This window comes from Pseudomonas sp. MS15a(2019), from assembly GCF_013277805.1.
In the GTDB taxonomy this organism is placed as follows: Bacteria; Pseudomonadota; Gammaproteobacteria; order Pseudomonadales; family Pseudomonadaceae; genus Chryseomonas; species Chryseomonas benzopyrenica.
In genome coordinates this window covers 137,382-154,869 of record NZ_VBTN01000015.1, presented here as the reverse complement: position 1 = coordinate 154,869, position 17,488 = coordinate 137,382, and the positions used below count along the sequence as shown (strand labels likewise).

The 17,488-nt window shown below is 61.5% G+C and carries 18 protein-coding genes; 1 reads left to right on the top strand and 17 read right to left on the bottom strand.

Translation table 11 applies throughout. The features are described from left to right. Positions 1–144 precede the first annotated feature (144 nt). The 15 genes from FEZ61_RS22065 to FEZ61_RS24660 all read right to left on the bottom strand — a co-directional run bounded on the left by FEZ61_RS22065 (position 145) and on the right by FEZ61_RS24660 (position 12,061). Positions 145–795 carry a hypothetical protein gene (locus FEZ61_RS22065; RefSeq protein WP_064307014.1) on the bottom strand — a complete coding sequence of 217 codons (651 nt, stop codon included), beginning with the start codon at positions 793–795 and terminating at the stop codon, positions 145–147. A gap of 57 nt (positions 796–852) precedes the next feature. After that, positions 853–1,335, bottom strand: coding sequence for a hypothetical protein (locus FEZ61_RS22060; protein WP_064307015.1), 483 nt, complete (start codon positions 1,333–1,335; stop codon positions 853–855). Positions 1,336–1,425: 90 nt separating this feature from the next. Beyond that, the gene (locus FEZ61_RS22055) at positions 1,426–2,181 is read right to left on the bottom strand and encodes a hypothetical protein (RefSeq protein ID WP_173150423.1); all 756 of its coding nucleotides are present in this window, start codon (positions 2,179–2,181) and stop codon (positions 1,426–1,428) included. A 219-nt stretch (positions 2,182–2,400) separates the two neighbouring features. Next, entirely contained in the window at positions 2,401–2,823 is a 423-nt protein-coding gene (locus FEZ61_RS22050; protein WP_064307017.1) for a hypothetical protein, read from the bottom strand. Between the two features lie 99 nt (positions 2,824–2,922). Then, a complete protein-coding gene (locus FEZ61_RS22045) occupies positions 2,923–4,656 on the bottom strand; it encodes a VWA domain-containing protein (RefSeq protein WP_064307018.1) in 1,734 nt (577 codons plus the stop codon). 67 nt (positions 4,657–4,723) lie between these two features. Next, positions 4,724–5,920, bottom strand: a complete 1,197-nt coding sequence (locus FEZ61_RS22040) for a DUF3150 domain-containing protein (RefSeq protein WP_064307019.1) — start codon at positions 5,918–5,920, stop codon at positions 4,724–4,726. A 195-nt stretch (positions 5,921–6,115) separates the two neighbouring features. After that, a complete protein-coding gene (locus FEZ61_RS22035) occupies positions 6,116–6,442 on the bottom strand; it encodes a hypothetical protein (RefSeq protein ID WP_064307020.1) in 327 nt (108 codons plus the stop codon). A 60-nt stretch (positions 6,443–6,502) separates the two neighbouring features. Continuing rightward, entirely contained in the window at positions 6,503–6,967 is a 465-nt protein-coding gene (locus FEZ61_RS22030; RefSeq protein ID WP_064307021.1) for a hypothetical protein, read from the bottom strand. 2 nt (positions 6,968–6,969) lie between these two features. Continuing rightward, a complete protein-coding gene (locus tag FEZ61_RS22025; RefSeq protein WP_173150421.1) occupies positions 6,970–8,013 on the bottom strand; it encodes an AAA family ATPase in 1,044 nt (347 codons plus the stop codon). A 210-nt stretch (positions 8,014–8,223) separates the two neighbouring features. Continuing rightward, positions 8,224–9,237 (bottom strand): lambda-exonuclease family protein, encoded by a 1,014-nt coding sequence (locus FEZ61_RS22020; RefSeq protein WP_173150419.1) that lies wholly within the window; start codon positions 9,235–9,237, stop codon positions 8,224–8,226. A gap of 68 nt (positions 9,238–9,305) precedes the next feature. Next, positions 9,306–10,433 carry a recombinase RecT gene (locus FEZ61_RS22015; protein WP_064307024.1) on the bottom strand — a complete coding sequence of 376 codons (1,128 nt, stop codon included), beginning with the start codon at positions 10,431–10,433 and terminating at the stop codon, positions 9,306–9,308. 70 nt (positions 10,434–10,503) lie between these two features. Continuing rightward, positions 10,504–11,085 (bottom strand): single-stranded DNA-binding protein, encoded by a 582-nt coding sequence (ssb, locus tag FEZ61_RS22010; protein ID WP_173150417.1) that lies wholly within the window; start codon positions 11,083–11,085, stop codon positions 10,504–10,506. A 224-nt stretch (positions 11,086–11,309) separates the two neighbouring features. Next, positions 11,310–11,501 carry a hypothetical protein gene (locus tag FEZ61_RS22005; protein WP_064306981.1) on the bottom strand — a complete coding sequence of 64 codons (192 nt, stop codon included), beginning with the start codon at positions 11,499–11,501 and terminating at the stop codon, positions 11,310–11,312. Between the two features lie 84 nt (positions 11,502–11,585). Continuing rightward, positions 11,586–11,933 (bottom strand): hypothetical protein, encoded by a 348-nt coding sequence (locus FEZ61_RS22000; protein ID WP_064306980.1) that lies wholly within the window; start codon positions 11,931–11,933, stop codon positions 11,586–11,588. Then, the gene (locus FEZ61_RS24660) at positions 11,930–12,061 is read right to left on the bottom strand and encodes a hypothetical protein (protein WP_256326465.1); all 132 of its coding nucleotides are present in this window, start codon (positions 12,059–12,061) and stop codon (positions 11,930–11,932) included. Before FEZ61_RS24660 ends, FEZ61_RS22000 begins: the two co-directional genes overlap by 4 nt. 313 nt (positions 12,062–12,374) lie before the next feature. Between FEZ61_RS24660 and FEZ61_RS21995 the strand changes: the two genes are divergently transcribed. Continuing rightward, a complete protein-coding gene (locus tag FEZ61_RS21995; RefSeq protein ID WP_064306979.1) occupies positions 12,375–13,028 on the top strand; it encodes a hypothetical protein in 654 nt (217 codons plus the stop codon). Positions 13,029–13,075: 47 nt separating this feature from the next. On the opposite strand, the gene traN is transcribed toward FEZ61_RS21995, so the two are convergent. Beyond that, the gene (gene traN / locus FEZ61_RS21990) at positions 13,076–16,444 is read right to left on the bottom strand and encodes a conjugal transfer protein TraN (RefSeq protein WP_064306978.1); all 3,369 of its coding nucleotides are present in this window, start codon (positions 16,442–16,444) and stop codon (positions 13,076–13,078) included. Positions 16,445–16,452: 8 nt separating this feature from the next. Continuing rightward, the gene (locus tag FEZ61_RS21985; protein WP_064307045.1) at positions 16,453–17,463 is read right to left on the bottom strand and encodes a TraU family protein; all 1,011 of its coding nucleotides are present in this window, start codon (positions 17,461–17,463) and stop codon (positions 16,453–16,455) included. Positions 17,464–17,488: the final 25 nt, after the last annotated feature.

The following is a 17,488-nucleotide window of genomic DNA, read 5'->3' as shown; positions in this document are numbered from 1 at the left end:
CCCCGCGCTGGGTTGGTGGTGTGCTGACTAGGCGTCAGCTGGCTTTCCCGGCATCGACATCGATGACGGAGAAGTCTGCTCAGCAAGCCTTCGCTTGCTCAAAAGACTCGGTAGTAAGCCCGCCCCCGGGTGGGGGCAGGTGTATCACGCAACAGTCAGCAGGGCGGAACGCGTCCGCCGTAGCGTCTCTCTGGATAGCAACATGCCACGGTCAGTCCCGGTGCCCAAGCACAGGTCCAGACCGAACTCAGCGATCAGCTGGGAAGCGTTGCCCGGCGCTGCAACCGCGGTGCCGGCGAGGCAGCTGCTCAGCATCTGAGCAACCTCCTCCCCGGGCAGCGTGCTGGTGACCACGTCGTCACCGGTGTGGCGGTCCCGCACGATCAGCTGATCGGCTGCGGGCGCTGTTGTCAGCAGCTTGCGCAGCGTCGGCGACAGCCGTGGGATCGCCTCGGGCGAACCCAGGTGATACTCCTTGAGCAGCGTAGGCTGTCCGAAACGGACGACCACCTGGCCGATGTCACCGTAGTGCGCCAGCTGGCGGCATCCGGTAAGCGCCTGGCCAAGGCCGCCCCAACGAGCGTTGCGGCCCGTCTGATCGAGGATTCCCAGGATCCGATAGCCTTGGAAGCTATGGACGAACGGGACCACGATGCGGTTGCCGAGGCGACCACGGCCGACGACGGTGAAGGACCAGAAATCAGTCCCGCAATGCGAGGGCTGCCGGAGGCGCACGCGCGAACCTGCACGCTTGAGTAGCAGCTGACAAACCAGCAGGGCTTGATGGGTATTCATGGTTTTGCTCCTTGGTGGGAGCGGGACCATCCCAGTGCGGGGTGATCCCGCAGTGGGTTAAGGGTGTTGCGTACCGTCTACCGCTTCGCTAGCCGGGATGCCACTGACGGCCAGCACCTCATCGAACGTGTGGAGGCGAGACCAGCCGGCCTCTTTGCTCCACACCCCGCCTAAGTACACTTGAAACGGCTCCGGCGTGTAGTGGCCATACTTCTCAGGCTGAGCCAGGATCAGATCGATCTGCGCCTTGTATTCGTCGTAGCGTGACCGGTTGAACCCGGCGACGGCTTCGAGCGACAGCGGCAACCCGCAACGCACCAGCCCGACCGATCCGTTGACGTCACGCTCGAATTCCTCAGGCGAGCAATTCGAGTATGCGGCGCGCGTCCTGCGCTCGGTCTGCACCTCAAACCGGCACGACGCGCCGTCCAGGAAACAGTCGAACGAATGGCGGCCTTGGTAGCTCGAGCGCCAGCGGACCCGAAGGTTCAGCATGGTTCGCTTGAGCTCAGCAGATGGCAGCGTTTGGGTAATCGTCATGGGGAAGCTCCAAGGTAGAGAGCGGCCCCTCCCCCTGCGGGAGAAAGGCCGCAAGGGGGAGTTGGTTGATGCCGGTGTCGCCGGTGGCGATCAGGCGTGTTTCTGCAGAATGCGGCCACGCCAAATGGTGCGCGTGACGTGCTTCTTGCGTGTGCCGGTCGGGTTGCCATCGGCGTCGAGGATTCTCTCGTCGACTTCGACAGTTTCCTTTCCCATGCGCTTGAGCTGTACCCGATCACCAACCTCGATGTTCAGCTCATTGACGACCTGCTGCAGCTCGATTCCCCAAACAAGACCACCGGTGTCCAGATGGACCAGGTAGGAGAATGACGAATTTTTCTCGAAGCGGTAGCGATAGCGGCCGTGCCGCTTCACTACCCCTTCCTTGGCGCCGGACCAATCGATCACGTCCGAAGATACCGGCGATGGCGTGGCCCGCCGCTCCGCCTTGGGCGGGGCAGCAGGTGCCTCATCGGAGACCGGCAGATCCTCGCCGACGTCGAAGCCCTCATAGTCAGCAAGGCTCGCCGGCGGCGCCGCGAAATAGTCCTGCCCGGCAGCCGGGGTCGACCTTTCAAACGGGATGAACTGCGCAGCGTGAAGGAACCGCGGCAAGTCCTGCCAGGCGGTGTCTGCTGCATGCGAAGGGAAGCTTCGCAGCGAGCAGGGCCCGTCTTGCATGACTCCGTGAAGGCGCTGCGCGAATTCGCGCTGCCGGTCCTGCAGTGCTTCACGCTGAAGCCGATTAAGCTGCTCGTAATCCGCCCGGGTGCGATAGGCCTCCGGAGCACGATAGGGAAACAGCAGGGCATCGACCACAGGTGACTGGGTGAGCTGATAACGCATGGTGAACTCCTCGTAGAGAGGAGACACGTCACCCCTAGGGGGAACGTGCCCCCAAGGGTGTGATGCTCCGGACGGACCGGAACGATAGGTGCTGGAAACCTCCAGCTGGGTATCTCTCGACCAACAGAGGTCGAGGAGAATCTGATCGGCGCAGCCTGGCGCTCTGCCCATGAGACTCGAGAAAAAGCCTCCCCCGGTGAGGGGGGAGGTGTCAAGCAATCACACCGACAGTTGCTCGAGGACCTGGTGCTTGGTGAGGGTTCGAACCAAACCCTCGCGCAGCAACTCACTGTCGACGCCGGCGAAGTAGGCCAGGGTCTTGAACGAGAAGGGACCGAAGTCCTCCTCGTCCATCACCCAGGCCCAATGCTCCTGGCGAGACGCAAGCGAATTACGCCGGTCCAGCAGGACGCCCAGCGCGTGATGCAGCATGTATTCGCGAACGCGATCGATGTCTGCGTCAGTCCAGACGTAGGTGTCGACCTCGCTGTCCGGAATGGCCAGCAGGTCGAAATACAGCTGCTCGATATCAACCGCGGTGTTCGTCTTGCGAGGCGCCCGTTTGAGCCGCGGCCTGGGCAAGCGCTGCGGTAAGGGAAATTCGCAAAACGAGCTTTCGGTGAAAGAAAGCGCAAGTTGCATGGTATGCCTCCGGTTAGGAGGAGACACACCCCCCACCAGGGGGGTATGTCCCCTGGTGGGTTGTCCGCCGTGAGGCGGTTGGTAGAACTGCGGTCGCGGTTAGGCGGCCTGGGTCAACACACGCTGCACGAGCGCCTGGAGGGCGCTGCGCAGCTGTCCGAGGTCATCCAGCAGCTGCCAGTGACCGGTGCCAAACATCAGCTGCAGTTTCGTGGCCTTCGCCTCCCCATAGGCGATCGCGAACACCTCGATTCCTGAAGCGCGACACCGCGCGACCATATCGATCACGTCGGTCACGTTCCGCGGGTCGCCGTCGGTGCTGATGATCAGCACCTTCCGCTGTCCCTTGGCGCGCAGCAGGTCGCCGGCGGCCGGCCATATGGCGCTGGCCAACGGTGTTCCGCCGGAAGCAGTCAGGCCGAAGCGCTGTTCTGCCACGGCGCTGGCCAGGTTCTGGCCGTGCCGTTTCAAAACACCGACCTGCTCCCGATCCCCCCGAGGGAAGACCATCGCACCACTGGTAACGCCGGCAATGCCTTCCAATGCCGTAAGCATCGCAAAGCACGCCTCCTCCGCAACCTGGATAGGCTTGCGCCCGCCGGTCTTCACACCCATAGAGCCGGAGCCATCGAGCAACAGCTGGATAGCAGCGTTGGTGCGCTGCACGGGTTCCTGTTTCCGGAAGATCCGGTTTTCCCCAACCCTCACCCGTGCAAGGCTCGCTGTATCCAGGCGACTACCCGTTTTGCGCACGGTGACCCGTGCGTTCTGGCTGCCCTGAATGAGGCCATTGAGCACCTGGCGCAGCCCCATGGAGGCGGCGCGTCCGTTGATGACAACGTCCTGCTGCAGAGCCTGTGAACCGACAGCGTGCGCCAGCACCGAACTCGGCGTGGAGCTTGTGCCGCCCGCGTTGGCGCCGATCAGGGTAGCGGCTTGGGATGAGACGTCCCCAAGCGCATCCTGCATGGCCTGTGAGTCAGCGTTTACCACCCGCTGCTTCAGGCTTGGCTGAGCGCCCTGCTGATCGGCGCCAGGCTGGCCGGACGCCGCTTGCGCGTCGCCTTGACCTGCCTGATCGCCGCTGCTGGAGTCGCCCTGTTCGCCCTGGCCAGGTTGACCCTGGCCTTGCTGAGCGCCTTGATCCTGGCCCTGTTGAGGACCCTGCTCCTGAGCTTGCGGCGCAGGATCTGGATTCGCGCCAGCATTAGGCTGCTGAGGCTCCTCTTCATCCAGCACATCGAGTATCCGATGCGCGAGCTGGTACACCCCTGCGGTATCCGGCAAGCCGGTGACCGTGGACAGTAGCCCCAGGATCTTCGCGCGTCGGCCGGCACCAAAGGTGTTGGCCAACGCAGCGTCGAGGACGACAGCGACCTCTTCGATCGGCTGATTGAGCAAGCGCGCCCGGCCGATGATCAGGCAGGCGTCGTGCAAAACCACCGCTTCGGATTTGCCGTCGGCGCTCCAAGGCTTTTGGAACACCTCCTGGGCGGTCACCCGCAGTGGCTCGATGGCGCAGTAATGGTCTTCCATCATGCGCTTCTCGATCCGCAGGTCTTCGAGCAGGTTCAGAAATCGTCCAATGAAGGGGCTTTCTGCGTGGGCCAGCTCAAAGGGCTTATCGTCCGTGTACTTGATGTGCGCCGACTCATGGGCCGTCCACCCGAGGGAGACGTTGACCATGCGGGGCGACTCATCTTTAAGCACTGGCAGGTAGATCACCTTGTCCTGTGTTGCTGGCTGGTTGCCACCAAACTCGATGCGCACCCCCAGGTCGTCGCAGAAGTAGCGCGCGATAATCGGGAAGGCGTTGCTCAGAGAACGTTGCATAGCTGTCACTCCAGTAGTGGAGGACACACCACCCCCAAACGGGGGCAGGTGCCCCCGGGGGGTTGGTTTACATGCAGAAGTCCAAGGCGTCCTGGGTAGTCGGCATTGGGATATTGGCAATAGACGTAGCAACGCCCAAAGCCGACATCTGGGTATCGATCACCTGCCCGTCAATGGCCCGGGCCTGCAGCTCTGCAGCTACCGAGCTCAGATCCTGAAGACCAGGTGCTGCCTGCTGACCGGCGATCTCATCGAGCAGCTCGCCAACGGACATGCCGCCGTCGTCCGCAGGGGACGGCGACTGCTCGATCACGGCAGCAGAAGCTACGACGGCCCCAGCAGCTGCCGGGGCCTGTTCGATCACGACACTCGCCGCCGGCACGCCACCGGTGGCGGCAGTCTGCGCAGCAGATGCCGCGAAGGACGCTGCCAGCTTCGAGATGTTGCGCTCGTCACTCAAGGACAGCATGAGTGTCTGCAGCGTTTGGAAATGCCCACCCTCGTACGGCCCCCTTTTGGGGAGCTGCTCGATGACAGACATCATGTGCTCGGCGACCAGGTGGATCCCGGGATTCAAGAACGCGAGCGAGGTGAGCTTGCGGTGAATCTTCAGGATCGCGCTGACCGCCTTGCGGCTGACAGAAGACTTGTTGGCGAAACTGCCATCCACCAGGTCCTCGGCCGCGTCCGCGATCTCCCGGAACAGCTGTCCGGAAAGACCCTCCACTTCCTGCTCCAGCCCCTTGCTCAGGGCCGGATCGGACTTGTCGGGTACCACGCGCACCAGGGTGTAGCGGAAACCCAAGCGTTGGGCCACGACCTCTTTCGGGGTCTTGGCCTTCTCGATCGCAGCTTGCCACTTCGGGTCCTGATCCCACTTCTGCGCCCACGCATCGAAGTTCGAGTCGTAGTTGTCGAGGAAGGATTTGATCTCAACGTTGAACTCGCGCTGGATGTCGTCGAGCTCCTTAGCGATGGCCGGAGCCGCGTCGTTCGGGATGCCGTAGCCGCCCAGGAAGCGCACGCCTTCGCTCTCAAGGAGGCGATGGGCGCGGCGCTTGAGGTTGTCGAACCGCTTGATCTGCTCGGGATCCATGATCCGCTTGCTACCCAGCGATGCGAGCTCCGCCGGCGGCAGATCCACACCAGGACCGAGGTCCTCGATACGGAGCTTTTTGCGGCCGGACCAGATGTTGACGTCGAGACCTACCAGCAAGAGCTTGCTGAGGGTTTCGATTTCCTTGATGGGTTGAACAGTTTGCATGGTGAAGACTCCGGTTTGGGCGGGAGTCTTCCCCGATGGGGGAGACCCCCATTGGGTTTGAGATGAGCTGCTGGTGTTTTGAGTGCCCAGCTGGCACTTCGCAGCTGCCTCCACATGGAGGCGGCCGAGAACCGGATTTGCTATAGCCGACTATAGCAAATCGGGCTCAGAGAACGGGGGCCCGAAGGCCCCTATTCACCAGTCAAACGTCGGCAGATCTTCCACGACATCAGCGTCGCGGTCGAACGCCAGGTACATGATCGCGCCACTGTTTGAATCCAAGCAGTAACGCAAAATCCGTACGAACGCGTCTGACGCACCGGCTGCCATGATTCCGCCAACCGTCACGCTACCTATGCAAATCACGAAGCCGAAGATCGTTTCGAGCACCACAGGCATTGCTGCACCGTCGGTACCGAGCAGATCGCGATAGTCAGCCGCGAATCGCTCCAGCAGCACGAAGTCATCCTGCGTGATGTGGGAATTCGATAGCTCAACCGATCTGGTAAGAGGTAGTTGCATTGCATCGCTCCATCGTTTGGGACGGAGGCCACCCCAGCGGGGTGGCCCCGCCAGGGTGGTTTAAAAGCAGAAATCCATCTCGCCTGCAGCAGCCACATCGGCTACCACAAGGCTGGAGAGGTCCATCGGTCTTGGCATAACGCCCAGGGTAACTAGGGCATCACGCCATTTCGGCATCGACGCATCGGTGAGGTTGCAGACGCGCTGCAGCACCAGGTCCCAGCCATCCGGCCGAGCGGGCTCTAATGTGGCGCCGGTATCGTCTGACAGGGTCAGATTCGACGGCTCCTCCAGAGCTACCTTGAGTGCTATGAGCATCACAACCTTTTCGACCTCGTACTCCGGATCCACCGAGCCCGCGGCAAGCTTCCCGAAGGAAGCCTGCACGGCCTCGAAGGCGTTAGAGAATCCGAGAGATGCCGCAGCAGCGCTCAAGCCAGACAATGCCTGGCCAGCCCACCACTGCGTATCGGCCTGCTCGAACTCGTTCTGGTCCGCGGGGGCCAGTGCAAAGTAGAGCGTCACGATCAGACCCCCGGTGCAACGACAGGATCATTTGCCCAGGCCGCGCCGAACTTGTCCTTCGCGATGGTATGGATCACCAGTCGCATGGGTTTGTCCGTCCGGTTGGTCAGTGCTTCGCGAAGCGCCTGCGCCAGGGGGCAGGCGAACGGGAAGTTCGCTTGCCTGCTGGCAGCGGTGCTGTAGGTCGTCGCGATACGGGCCCAGCGCAGCAGGGTCCGCGTCGAGAAGGTGACCGTCAGCCCCGATTGGCCAGCTTGAAGCGCCTGGTCGGGATTGCCGATGAACTGCTGACGCACTCCATTGGCAACATCGATCATGGTGCTCAGGATCGTCGCATCGACCTGGGGCAGCGTCGCCTGCAGAACCGCGAGCTCCTCCTCCTTGGTCAGGTAGGAGACTTCCAGCATGCGGTACCGATCCCAGGACGCAAGGTTCTGGGACAAGGTACCCGTGTAGAGCCCCGTCTCATCACCTTGACCCCGCGTGTTGCAGGTGATGATGAAGCGGAAGTTGGGGTGCGGCACGATGACCTCACCACGGTTTTCGGCCAGCACCAGGGCGCCGCCTTCCAATACCGCGTTGAGGCCGGCCATGACAGCCGGATCCAGGAAGTCAGCTTCATCCAGGAGGAAGATGCTGCCCTCTTTCATCGCCAGCGCCAGCGGCCCGTGCGCGAACACGGTCTGCTGGTCACCGGTGGCCGGATCACACTGCAGCGACATCTGACCAATGAGCTCCGGCATTTCCATGCGGGAGTGAGCATTGACCCTGCGCAGCGGGTACCGCATCCGCGCCGCGATCTGCTCGACGACGGACGTTTTGCCAGCGCCGGTAGGACCTACGAGTGCCAGCGAGTCTCCGCCCGACGCTGTCAGGAAGTTCATCACGGGCATACGCAGTTCAGTGCGGAACAGGAATTGCGCGTTGTGCTTGGGTACCAGGTCGAGTAGCGGGTGATTCTCGGCGGCGAACGCAGGCGACATAGTGTCAGCGTTCGTACCAGTAACACCGTAGGCGGACATCGGGACGCAAGGGGTAAGGTTCATGGTGACTCTCCAGTGAGTTGGAGGCGCACCACTCCCCTACGGGGCGTGGTGGCCCCTGTAGGGTTTCAATGATTGCTGTGAAGACGCACAGCTGCGTTATCGCTCTCGGGCCGCATAGCCAGAGAACAGATCCGGGAAAGCTCTGGTAAACCGGAGGCTTACCGCAACGTTCCAGGCAAGAGACAGGGGCGCTTTCGCGCCCCCTCATCCTCACAGGCAAAATGCCTGAGATTCCGTCTCCTGGTCAACCAATGGCAGCCTCATGGCCTCCAGCGCAGCAGTCGTGATCGGATGATCCGAATCGAGGGTGATCCGGACCCGCTCAGAGGGTGCCTGCCGGAAGCGCTGACGCTCCGCCTCAGTCGCCTGCAGCTTCCGGCTCTCGAAGAGATCCTTCCACCGCATGTTGCCGGCCTGCTGGTAGCGGACGACGCGAACGCCCTCCGCCTCGGCCAGCATGTACCCGCCCATCTGCTCGACGAGATCCGCCTGCAGGGCTTCGCGTTGGCCCTTCAGGGCTTTCAGCTGTTCCTGCAGCGTGCTCGCCAAGGCATCGACGTCGCGTACCTGCTGCGCCGTCGCTGCCCAACGCACCAGAGCACCGTCGACCGGGGTGAAGTAGTCGCGCTGAGGATCCTTCTCAGGCTCCTTCTCGCTGACCACCAACTCCCAGAACAACTGCGCCTGCTGCTTGATGAGCTCGATGGTGTCCGGATCGCGACGGATCTCGAACACCAGGGGCTGCCGGGTCGTGCTGTAAAACACGAGATAGCCCCTGGCCGAGCCAGCCACCGCAATCTGGTGCTGCACCTGCCACCAATAGAGCCGGTAGGGCTCGCTCTTCTCGCCCTGCTCCAGCACCAGGTCGAAGTTCTTGTCCGAGGGGACCTTCACCTCGACCGGGCAACCGTCGTCGTCGACGCCATCGAAGCTCGCGCGAAGAAGCGGAAATGTCGCGCACTCGCCGCATAGCGGCAATAGCGTGGTCTGGTACCGCTCCTCGAACCAGGCGACCGCATACGGCTCATGCAAGATGCCCAGGCGGACCTGAGGAATCATGGACAGATCCAGCGGCGCGACACGGCCAGTGAGCTCCGCCCACAACCGCCAGCGCGTCTTTTCCACATGCTGGCCCAGGATGACCGCTGTCGCGGTCGCCGTGATGCCCTGCCGGCGCCAGGCGTGCCATTCCGGCGTGCGCTGGCGCAAGTCGACAATCTTCATCATCACCTCCAGGTTAGGAGGGACCCCAGCCCCAACGGGGATGAAGCCCCGTTAGGGTTGGGTTTGGGCTATGCCGCCTGTGCTTGCGCGGCCTGCCTCTGCTTGAAAAGACCCAGTGCATAGGTCAGAGCCTCACCCGTGAGGTTTTGCTCTGCCCAGGAACAGGCCCCTTCCCAGCTGCGGGTTCGTGCCGCGCGGTCGCAGACGCTATGGATTCGCTCGCGCGTCACCTCACGTCCTTGGCCAGAAGCAGCTTGGGCGGCCGGCTGCACTTGGGTGCGACCGGGCTGCTCACGTGGAACCTGCTCATTGACCGTCTCCTGCTGGCGACGATCATGCGGCTGGTCGCCGACGTGGTCATAGACGTTACCGCCCTGCGCCTGCGATACCGGCGCGGACGCCTGCACCATCGACGCGTCGGCCAAACCGTCCAAAGCACTCAACGGGGTGCCAGCGATCCCCTCCTCACCTTCGGTGTTGAGGTAATCGATGACCTGGTCGAGCACCGGGTTGGTCGTTGGCCAGTACTTCCGCGCTGACTTGATACCGGTCTTGATGGCCATCGCCTCGAAGTGCGTCTCCCAGGGACCGCGTTTACCAGGACCTTGAGAGGTCCAGGCCGCCGACATGTCCCGTGCTTTGAACACATCCGCCGCCCGCATCGCCTTCACCATGACCCTTCCTGTTGCCAGGTAGGCGGTGGTGTAGACGCCGCGAAACGTCCCGCGCTCGCTCACGTCGAGGAAAGGGTCGAAGACATGCTCAGGCTCGGCAGTCGCACCTCGGTAGATGAAGCGATCGCCGCTGTAGACGACCTCCGCCACCACCATATCGACAGCGCGGCTGTCGGTGGCCACCTTGATCAAACCGCGGAACGAAACGTCAGCGATCACCTTCCCCTGGCGAGGAACCAGGAAGGCCATCTTTTCGGTGGGATTGAGCGTCAGCCCTGTCGCTGCGATCTGCTGCATCGCAAGCTTGAAGCTGAGCTTGTTGTTGATTGCGCACTTCATCAGCGTTTCGTTGGAAAGCATGGCGTGGTAGGCAAACAGCGCCTCCTGCGCCCAGTTCACCCCGCTCTGCGAACGGGTGACGATCTGGATGCATTCCGCCTCGATACCGCTGAGCAGATCCTGCGCCTGTTGATCGCGCTGGGTTACCTGCTGAGTGTTCTGGGATTGGATAGAACGGGACATGAGAACCTCCGGTTTGGATGCGGAGGCCCCCCGAGCGGGGGACGCCCGCAAGGGTTATTGGATTGAAGCGTTACAGCATGCAGAGGTACGGCACTTTCGCGAACGGGATGTCGTCGTCGAACGAGTCGTAATCTCCTGGGGTTGGTTGCTGCTGAGGACGAGGCTGCTGCTGCGGCCGCGGTGCTTGCTGCGAACGATCATTCGCCGGCGCCGACGACGCCGGTGCCTGCTGTGACCGCGGCGATCGTTGGGGCGCTGGTGCGCTCTGCTGATCGTCGTAGTCACCGCCCTGGCCAGCGCCATTGCCGCGGCCGCCGAGCAACTGCATGTTGCCGTTGATGTCGACGACTACCTCGGTTGTATAGCGATCCTGGCCGTCCTGCCCTTGCCATTTGCGCGTGCGAAGCGTGCCTTCGACATAGACCTGAGAGCCTTTACGGATGTACTCGCCGGCGATCTCGGCCAAGCGGCCGAAGAACACGACGCGGTGCCATTCCGTTCGATCTTGCTGCTGCCCGGTCTGCTTGTCCTTCCAGCTTTCGCTGGTGGCCAAGGTGACGTTGGTTACGGCATTGCCGTTGGGCATGTAACGGGTTTCGGGATCCGCACCGGCGTTGCCGACGAGGATGACTTTGTTGACGCCACGAGCCATGAGGAATCTCCGGTAACCGAGGCGCCTTGCCCCTATGGGGAAGAAGCCCCGCAGGGTGGAAGGGAGGTGCTGACGGAAACAGTTCAGCTGCTGCAATCAAGCGCCCTGCAGAGGGTGCTCGAAAGTCATGGTCTGGGCAGGAGAAGCTCCTTCCGGCTGGGCTTGAGGCAAGGCCAGTCGGGAAAAGCTTCCGGGGAGCCGAAGCCCCCCTCGCTACTGCTGGATCACATCGCAATCGACACCTCCGCGGTGGCGCCGATCAGTCCAGTTTCCTTGGCCCAGTGCGCCAAGTAGCGCAGGTCCAGGGCATCAGGGTCCACGGTCTCAGCGATATGCGGCGGTACGGTGACCGAGCTATCGGATAGGTAGAGCTCCTGACGATCCAGTAGGTAGATCGCTTGTACGTTCATAAGCATGGCGGAGTTCCCCGTCGAGTGGTCCACCCAAACGTCCGCCAGAGACGCTTGGGTGGACCACCCGCGAGGGAGGTCCGTGCAGCACTACTCGCCGGTGGGCGGGCAGTCCATGATCAACCCTTGCACATCGACTCCGCGACGCTGCCACGTAGGCGCTTCGTACCCGGAGTAATCAATGCCTTTCGGCAGTTGAGATTCACGCGTAGCACCACGCAGCCGAGGCTGGGAAGCGACATCGCGTTCGATGACAAGAGAGGGAGCTGCTTTTACTGGAACGGCCCGCAGGGGCGAATCCAGCTGGATGTCATCGTCAACATCAACGGATGCAACCATAGGCTCTGTACGTTCAGAGCGCTTGTGGCCACCGGTGATAGCAGACCAGATCACCCAACCGACAGCGAGAACCAGCAAAACCGGGACGATATCGGTCATTGTCCAGCCTCCTCGATAGCCTGTTGATGGGCACGAAGTTGCTGAGCAACGGGAGCGGTCTTAAACGATGGGACGATCGTGAACTGCGCAATGGCGGTGCAGATCGCAAAAACGAGCAGGTATTTCATTCTTGGAGGCCTCCAAAAAAAAGAGAGCCTCCGCCCCAAGGGGACAGGAAGCCCTCTTGGGTTAAGTCACGATCGCGAATCGTGACTGGATAGTGCTAGAGAAAGTGCCTAGCTGCACTAAAACCCAACCAGAGCAGAGCTCGGTGGGTACGACACACAAGCAACATGCTTGGGCGAAGTAGGCTTCAGAATATCGCCGCTCTCGACCTCCTGTAAACACGTTTTTAACTGCGCCCGGATAGGGCGCGAATCGCGCGCGAATATGAGATCCCAGCCCCTATGGTTGAGCTTCCCCCAACCCCAGGAGCCCACCATGGCCAACGGAAGTGATTTCAAACCCCAGGGTAAGTTTTCCGCCCCTACCCTGCCCTCGACCTACACGCTGAAGACCGAGCAAGCGCAGCAGGTCCATCGACGCTGCTTCGAAGGCGCCGCCCATGCGCTTTACACCATCGATGTCATCGCGCGCGCGCTTTCCCATCGCAACAAGGCCTTCAGCCACACCGAGGTGATGAAGGCCGTAGAGAGCCTGATCACCAAGCTGGAAAAAGAGATCAATGACGAGCGGGACCGCTTCCTCGCGATCCTCAAGGCCCAGGGCGGCGAAGGCATGGTCGCCCGCTATGACAACGCGGCTGAGTTCAACTTCACGATCTCCACGCCTCTGATCCTGCGCCTCGCCCATGTGATCCAGAGCTTCGACGACATGCTCGTCCAGGCCCAGACCGCCTGGCTGATGGGGTTTCTGCCGTCGGACAAGAACGACATGACCGCCAATGAGCGCAAGCGCCAGCTCATGCGTGTGGTGCGCAAGCTGCAGGCAATGGCCTCCGATGCCCGGGCAAAGGCCCGCAAAGGCCCCGATGCGGAAGAAATCGCCCGCACCGTCGGCGCGGTCGCGGAAGAAAGCGACCTGGATCGAGATACCGCACAGGCAGTCCGAGAGCTCGAGGCAGACGCCGCGTGATTCGCTGGTTATAAAAAAGGGCGCCTATTTAGGCGCCCTTTTTGTTGCTACTTGTCGGTGAACGTCCCGCGCAGGTTCTTCTCCGTAGCGTTTCGGGAGTCAGGGAACGTGACGTCCACATTCTCCATGATCTCGTTGTTTCGAGTGAGAACATCTTTCCGATTAGCGCCGGGAAAGTTCAGCGCGGATCCGCTACCAGTGAGATTGTCGAGATTGATCTTGTCTGCAGTCGGATAGTTGTTGGTGATCTGCAAGATCCCTATCCATTCCGAAATGTCGATCTTGCTCCAATCCAGCTTCGCTAGATCGCCGACGGATATCCCTTCACAAGAAGGGTTTTCAGCGTCGCCCCAGGTTCGCCCCAACTGCGGACGCGCCTGCTCTTGGATGATCCGGCCAAGCGGCGAGTTGAAGCAGCAGTACGATTCGCGCTTTTCGATACAGCCCATAGGAGACTTGGAGGCACAGTAGCTTCCAAGGAAGTGACAGACCTTAGTTTCCTTTTTTGCCGCAAGCTCAAACTCCTTCTGCTCACACTCCCAGATTATCTGCACCATGATGTTCGCGATGGTGTAAATCGTGTAGGCAATCATGATTACCGAAAGAGCGGACGCGAATCCGGCAGCAAACGTGGCGTTCGGCGCGGTGCTAACTGCACCGGTGGTGGCGTTAGTTGAAGCGTAGGGAACAGAGCTTGATCCCTGAGCAGCTGTTCCGCTGGCAAAGATCGTATTCGCGGCGGCAGTACCGAAGGTGTTGGCTGTCCACTCGGCCGCGTAGTTCATCATCTTTTGCTTTAGGAAATCCAAGCCAATCATCTGGCTGATGGTAGTTGCGCCTTCGTTCACCCCGGATGCCGTATTCCACGCTGATGTAAGGCTACTACCATTCGCCAATTCCTTGCCGAACGTCCATGCGGCCTCAGCGGTTGGCGCCCTCTCGATTATCCCGATCTTCTCGGTCAAGCTGATGGTATTCATGGTCAGCGATACGTAGTCCATGAGCGAGATGCCGTCTGGCGCCTCACAGCAATCGACCCATCCGCCGACCGCCTTTTTGCACTCCATGGGCTCCCCTTTCCAGACCTTGCAGTTGTGATCGGTCGAGGTGTCGGTGGGGTTCTCCCCGCAGTCCAGGTCATGCTCCGCGAACTGAGCGATCTGCAGCGCCGCCGCGGCGTAACCGAAGTCAGTGGATTTCTCGTCCGTCGGGCTGAAGCACTCGGTGCCTAGGCACCGAACAGGTCCATCGCACTGATAGCTGGTGTTTGAGGTCGACGTCGGGACCTCAACCTCATGGCCACAGTCCCAGGTTTCCTCCGTGACGTAGCATTTGCCCGACTCGCCCTCGGCGCCGTCCACGCACTGGCGAGAGATGAAGCCGCACTGCTTGTCAGCCTCGAACTTGGTACAGGTGTCCAGGTTGAGTCCGCCGGTCACGCACCCCTGCACCTTGACGTTTTGAAAGAGCTTATCGACACCCTTGATCGGGGACGGCTTCATGGCGTTGTACATGTCATCGCCCGGGCAAACCGTAACCCCCTTCAGGTTCAAGCACCCGCTGGCCACGCCCCGGGTAACTGTGACACTGCCGCCCTCTGAGCATTGGCCGTTCTGGATTTTGTTCGCCGAATCGATGCAGTACTGGGGACCGAATGACTCACCATCGATGCGCACGTTCTTCAGCTTGAGCTCATGAGCATAGAACGCGCCAGGCGTGCCTTTGCCGGTGTCCTTCACGTCGACGACCATCTTCAGGCCGTTGTCGCACGTCGGCATCTGAACGATATTTAGCGAGTCCTCGGTCAAGGTGTTGGGGGCAAACTTGTGCCCCGTCCAGATCGCAGTGCTCGAAACGGCGAAGCGTTGCGGAAGCCGCTTGCCGTCCGCGCCTTTCTTGCACATCACGTCCAGTGAGGCCTGGTCCACGTAGCCGTCGCTTCGTAGGTTGCTGGAGGTATTTCGGTAGGTACCGGCCAGGAAGTCGACCTCGACCCGATTGGTCTCACCGGCGCCCGGGGCATCCTCTACCGCAAACCGAGCTGATACGGGTACCTCAACCACGCGCATGTCGTGAGAGACAGCGCAGGTCTTATCGCTATTGGTGGGACACTGCTCGTTGCCCTGGGCGTCGGTGTAGCACTGCATGTCGCCTTTGTAGAAATTGCACTGCGCGTCGACCGATACCTCCTGGCACAGCGGCGATATTCCGGATGCTGGGGACTTGTTCTTGAAGCTGCTTTCACATACCCGCGTGCCGTTGATGACCGCGCAACCGTTCTCGTCCACGTCAGGCATTTTGTTGCAAACGAACTTGCCCTGGCAGGCGCCGTCGTTCACCGCCGTCACGGCCTCGGCAGCCTCCGGCGGGTACCAGTTGTCGTTGCTGATGACCTCCTGCGGGTCATAGAGAATGCGGAGCTTAGCGTAGGCCTCACCGCGGCCGGTAACTGAGGCGCGGATCTTGAAGGGGATGACGCCACCCTTTTTGACGATTGAGGTCATGTTGACGTCGGGGTTGGTCTCCCAAGACGTATCGAGCTCGCATGCCCCATCGGTCTCCGGCGGGAAATTCTCGTTCGGCCCGGACCACACCTTGGTCCCACCGACGAGCACCTGCATGTAGTCGTCCCACTTCGCATAGACCAGTTGCGCGCTCTGGATCGCTTCGGGCTTGATGACCTCGAACTTCATCTCGTTTTCGAAGATGGTGCAGTTGCCGCGCCAATAGTCGTTGCCGACCTGGCCCAGCCAGATATCGACGCAGCCTTCACCGCAGGATTGGACGTTCGCTGGACCGTCGTAATACCGGACGACCCCTGCCAGGTACTCGTGCTTGAGCGTGTAGCTACCCGACTTGTCGGTTACCCGCTCGCACTGCTTGAGCTCGCTTACGTGCTTCGTGGCAGTGCCCTTGGTGTACTCCGTGTTCTGCTTGCAGTCCGAGAACTCCTTGTTGAAGAGCGCCTGGTTGTCGATGACCTTGTCGGTGTTGTTCCACAAGGGATCATTGGTCAGATCGGGGCGCGTCTGGGAGACATTACCGCGCAGCAGGCGATAGGCCTCACCGCTAGAGGACTCCTCCGAGGTCAGCCGCAGGTTGGCATCGCTGCCAGCCGCCATCGTCGCCTTGTCATCGCCGTAGATGTTGCTGAGCGCGCTGGTGTTGGAAGAGTCGGTCACCCCGGGAAACAGCTCCGAGATACTGATCGACTGCTTCGCCGCGTCCGAGCCAAAGGTGATCTCCGTTGAGCTGGCGGACGGGGGCGACCAGGCGTTCAGCGCCTCCTTTGCAGTTGCAGTGCCGGTCGCGGCTGAGGCAGTCACGCTGTCGGCCCAGGCCATGACAGGGCACGCATAGGCGTAGAAGAAGAGGGTGATAGCGGCGACCACCCGGGCAAAGATTGGATTGCGCATCGGGTGCCTCACAGGGTGTTACAGCAGTCGTTCCAACGGAACATCATGTACAGCGCGTCTTCGCCGACCTGGGGAATGGCGCGCCCTTCGCCGCCTTGCCACGTCAGGGGGCTTGCGCCGATGTAATGCCCCTTCTTCGTCTCTGCGCGCGGGAAAAACATCGACATCTTGTATTGCGACTTGGGAATGGTCGGGAAGATGGATCCCCGGCAGAGGGTGTCATCGCCCATCGTAAGGTGCGCCAGGCCGCGCCGGTGCTGGGTGGCCAGCGTCCGGGCAGCGAGTAGCGAGGTGGTCCGGCCGAAGTCGTTCGGCAGCGTGGTGCCGGCCATGGGGTAGATCTCCCCCCAGGTCCCAGCGCACCACCAGAGGGAGGTCAGCGGCTCCTTACCGACCACACCCACCGCGGCATCTGCCGTGCACGCTGCCTGGGCAATCGGGTTAGCGACAGCAGCGGCTTCCGGATTGACGAAGAACGCCAGTTCGTCGTTGGTCCAGGTCGGGTCGATCTCGGAAAGCTGGATGATGTCGAAGTCGGCGTAGCCATCTGGCGAGCAGCGCTTGGGCATGTACATCTCGAGGATCGAGAGCAGCGGAAAAGCGTAGTAGTGGACGTTGTAGAACGACATCCGCTCGTGGCTCACCTGGTTGCCGGTAGTGGCGTCGGCGTGGGTTCCCCACAGTCGCTTGTCCCCGATAGCGAGCGTCACGCCGCCAAGCGCCGGCAGGCAGCCCGGCTTGCGCACCACCTCGATCAAACGCGCCGGTTCCCACATGGAGTTCACGATCCCCGGCTTCCAAATCCCGAGGTTGTCCTCGCACATGCAGAGACTTTTCTTCGATGCCCCCCGCGGCGCATCGCCTGGCGTGATGGAAATGCCGGCGATACGAATCGGGAAGAGGCACGCCCAGCAGATGTCGGTGAACAGTTTGCCGCTGAACAGCTCGGCGTTCGGGCAAGACGCTGTTGGCGTGGACCCTTCGGCCGCCCGCGCGCCGTTGTAGCCGAACACGGCCATTAACAGGATCAGAGCCGCTGCATAG

Excerpts from the sequence above, each read along its gene's own strand:
- FEZ61_RS22050 (WP_064307017.1), bottom strand. The coding sequence starts at position 2,823 with ATGCAACTTGCGCTTTCTTTCACCGAAAGCTCGTTTTGCGAATTTCCC.
- FEZ61_RS22020 (WP_173150419.1), bottom strand. The coding sequence starts at position 9,237 with ATGAAGATTGTCGACTTGCGCCAGCGCACGCCGGAATGGCACGCCTGG.
- ssb (WP_173150417.1), bottom strand. The coding sequence starts at position 11,085 with ATGGCTCGTGGCGTCAACAAAGTCATCCTCGTCGGCAACGCCGGTGCG.
- traN (WP_064306978.1), bottom strand. The coding sequence starts at position 16,444 with ATGCGCAATCCAATCTTTGCCCGGGTGGTCGCCGCTATCACCCTCTTC.
- FEZ61_RS22000 (WP_064306980.1), bottom strand. The coding sequence starts at position 11,933 with ATGACCGATATCGTCCCGGTTTTGCTGGTTCTCGCTGTCGGTTGGGTG.
- FEZ61_RS22060 (WP_064307015.1), bottom strand. The coding sequence starts at position 1,335 with ATGACGATTACCCAAACGCTGCCATCTGCTGAGCTCAAGCGAACCATG.
- FEZ61_RS22040 (WP_064307019.1), bottom strand. The coding sequence starts at position 5,920 with ATGCAAACTGTTCAACCCATCAAGGAAATCGAAACCCTCAGCAAGCTC.
- FEZ61_RS22065 (WP_064307014.1), bottom strand. The coding sequence starts at position 795 with ATGAATACCCATCAAGCCCTGCTGGTTTGTCAGCTGCTACTCAAGCGT.
- FEZ61_RS24660 (WP_256326465.1), bottom strand. The coding sequence starts at position 12,061 with ATGAAATACCTGCTCGTTTTTGCGATCTGCACCGCCATTGCGCAGTTC.
- FEZ61_RS21995 (WP_064306979.1), top strand. The coding sequence starts at position 12,375 with ATGGCCAACGGAAGTGATTTCAAACCCCAGGGTAAGTTTTCCGCCCCT.
- FEZ61_RS22055 (WP_173150423.1), bottom strand. The coding sequence starts at position 2,181 with ATGCGTTATCAGCTCACCCAGTCACCTGTGGTCGATGCCCTGCTGTTT.
- FEZ61_RS22015 (WP_064307024.1), bottom strand. The coding sequence starts at position 10,433 with ATGTCCCGTTCTATCCAATCCCAGAACACTCAGCAGGTAACCCAGCGC.
- FEZ61_RS22005 (WP_064306981.1), bottom strand. The coding sequence starts at position 11,501 with ATGCTTATGAACGTACAAGCGATCTACCTACTGGATCGTCAGGAGCTC.
- FEZ61_RS22045 (WP_064307018.1), bottom strand. The coding sequence starts at position 4,656 with ATGCAACGTTCTCTGAGCAACGCCTTCCCGATTATCGCGCGCTACTTC.
- FEZ61_RS22035 (WP_064307020.1), bottom strand. The coding sequence starts at position 6,442 with ATGCAACTACCTCTTACCAGATCGGTTGAGCTATCGAATTCCCACATC.
- FEZ61_RS22025 (WP_173150421.1), bottom strand. The coding sequence starts at position 8,013 with ATGAACCTTACCCCTTGCGTCCCGATGTCCGCCTACGGTGTTACTGGT.
- FEZ61_RS21985 (WP_064307045.1), bottom strand. The coding sequence starts at position 17,463 with ATGGCCGTGTTCGGCTACAACGGCGCGCGGGCGGCCGAAGGGTCCACG.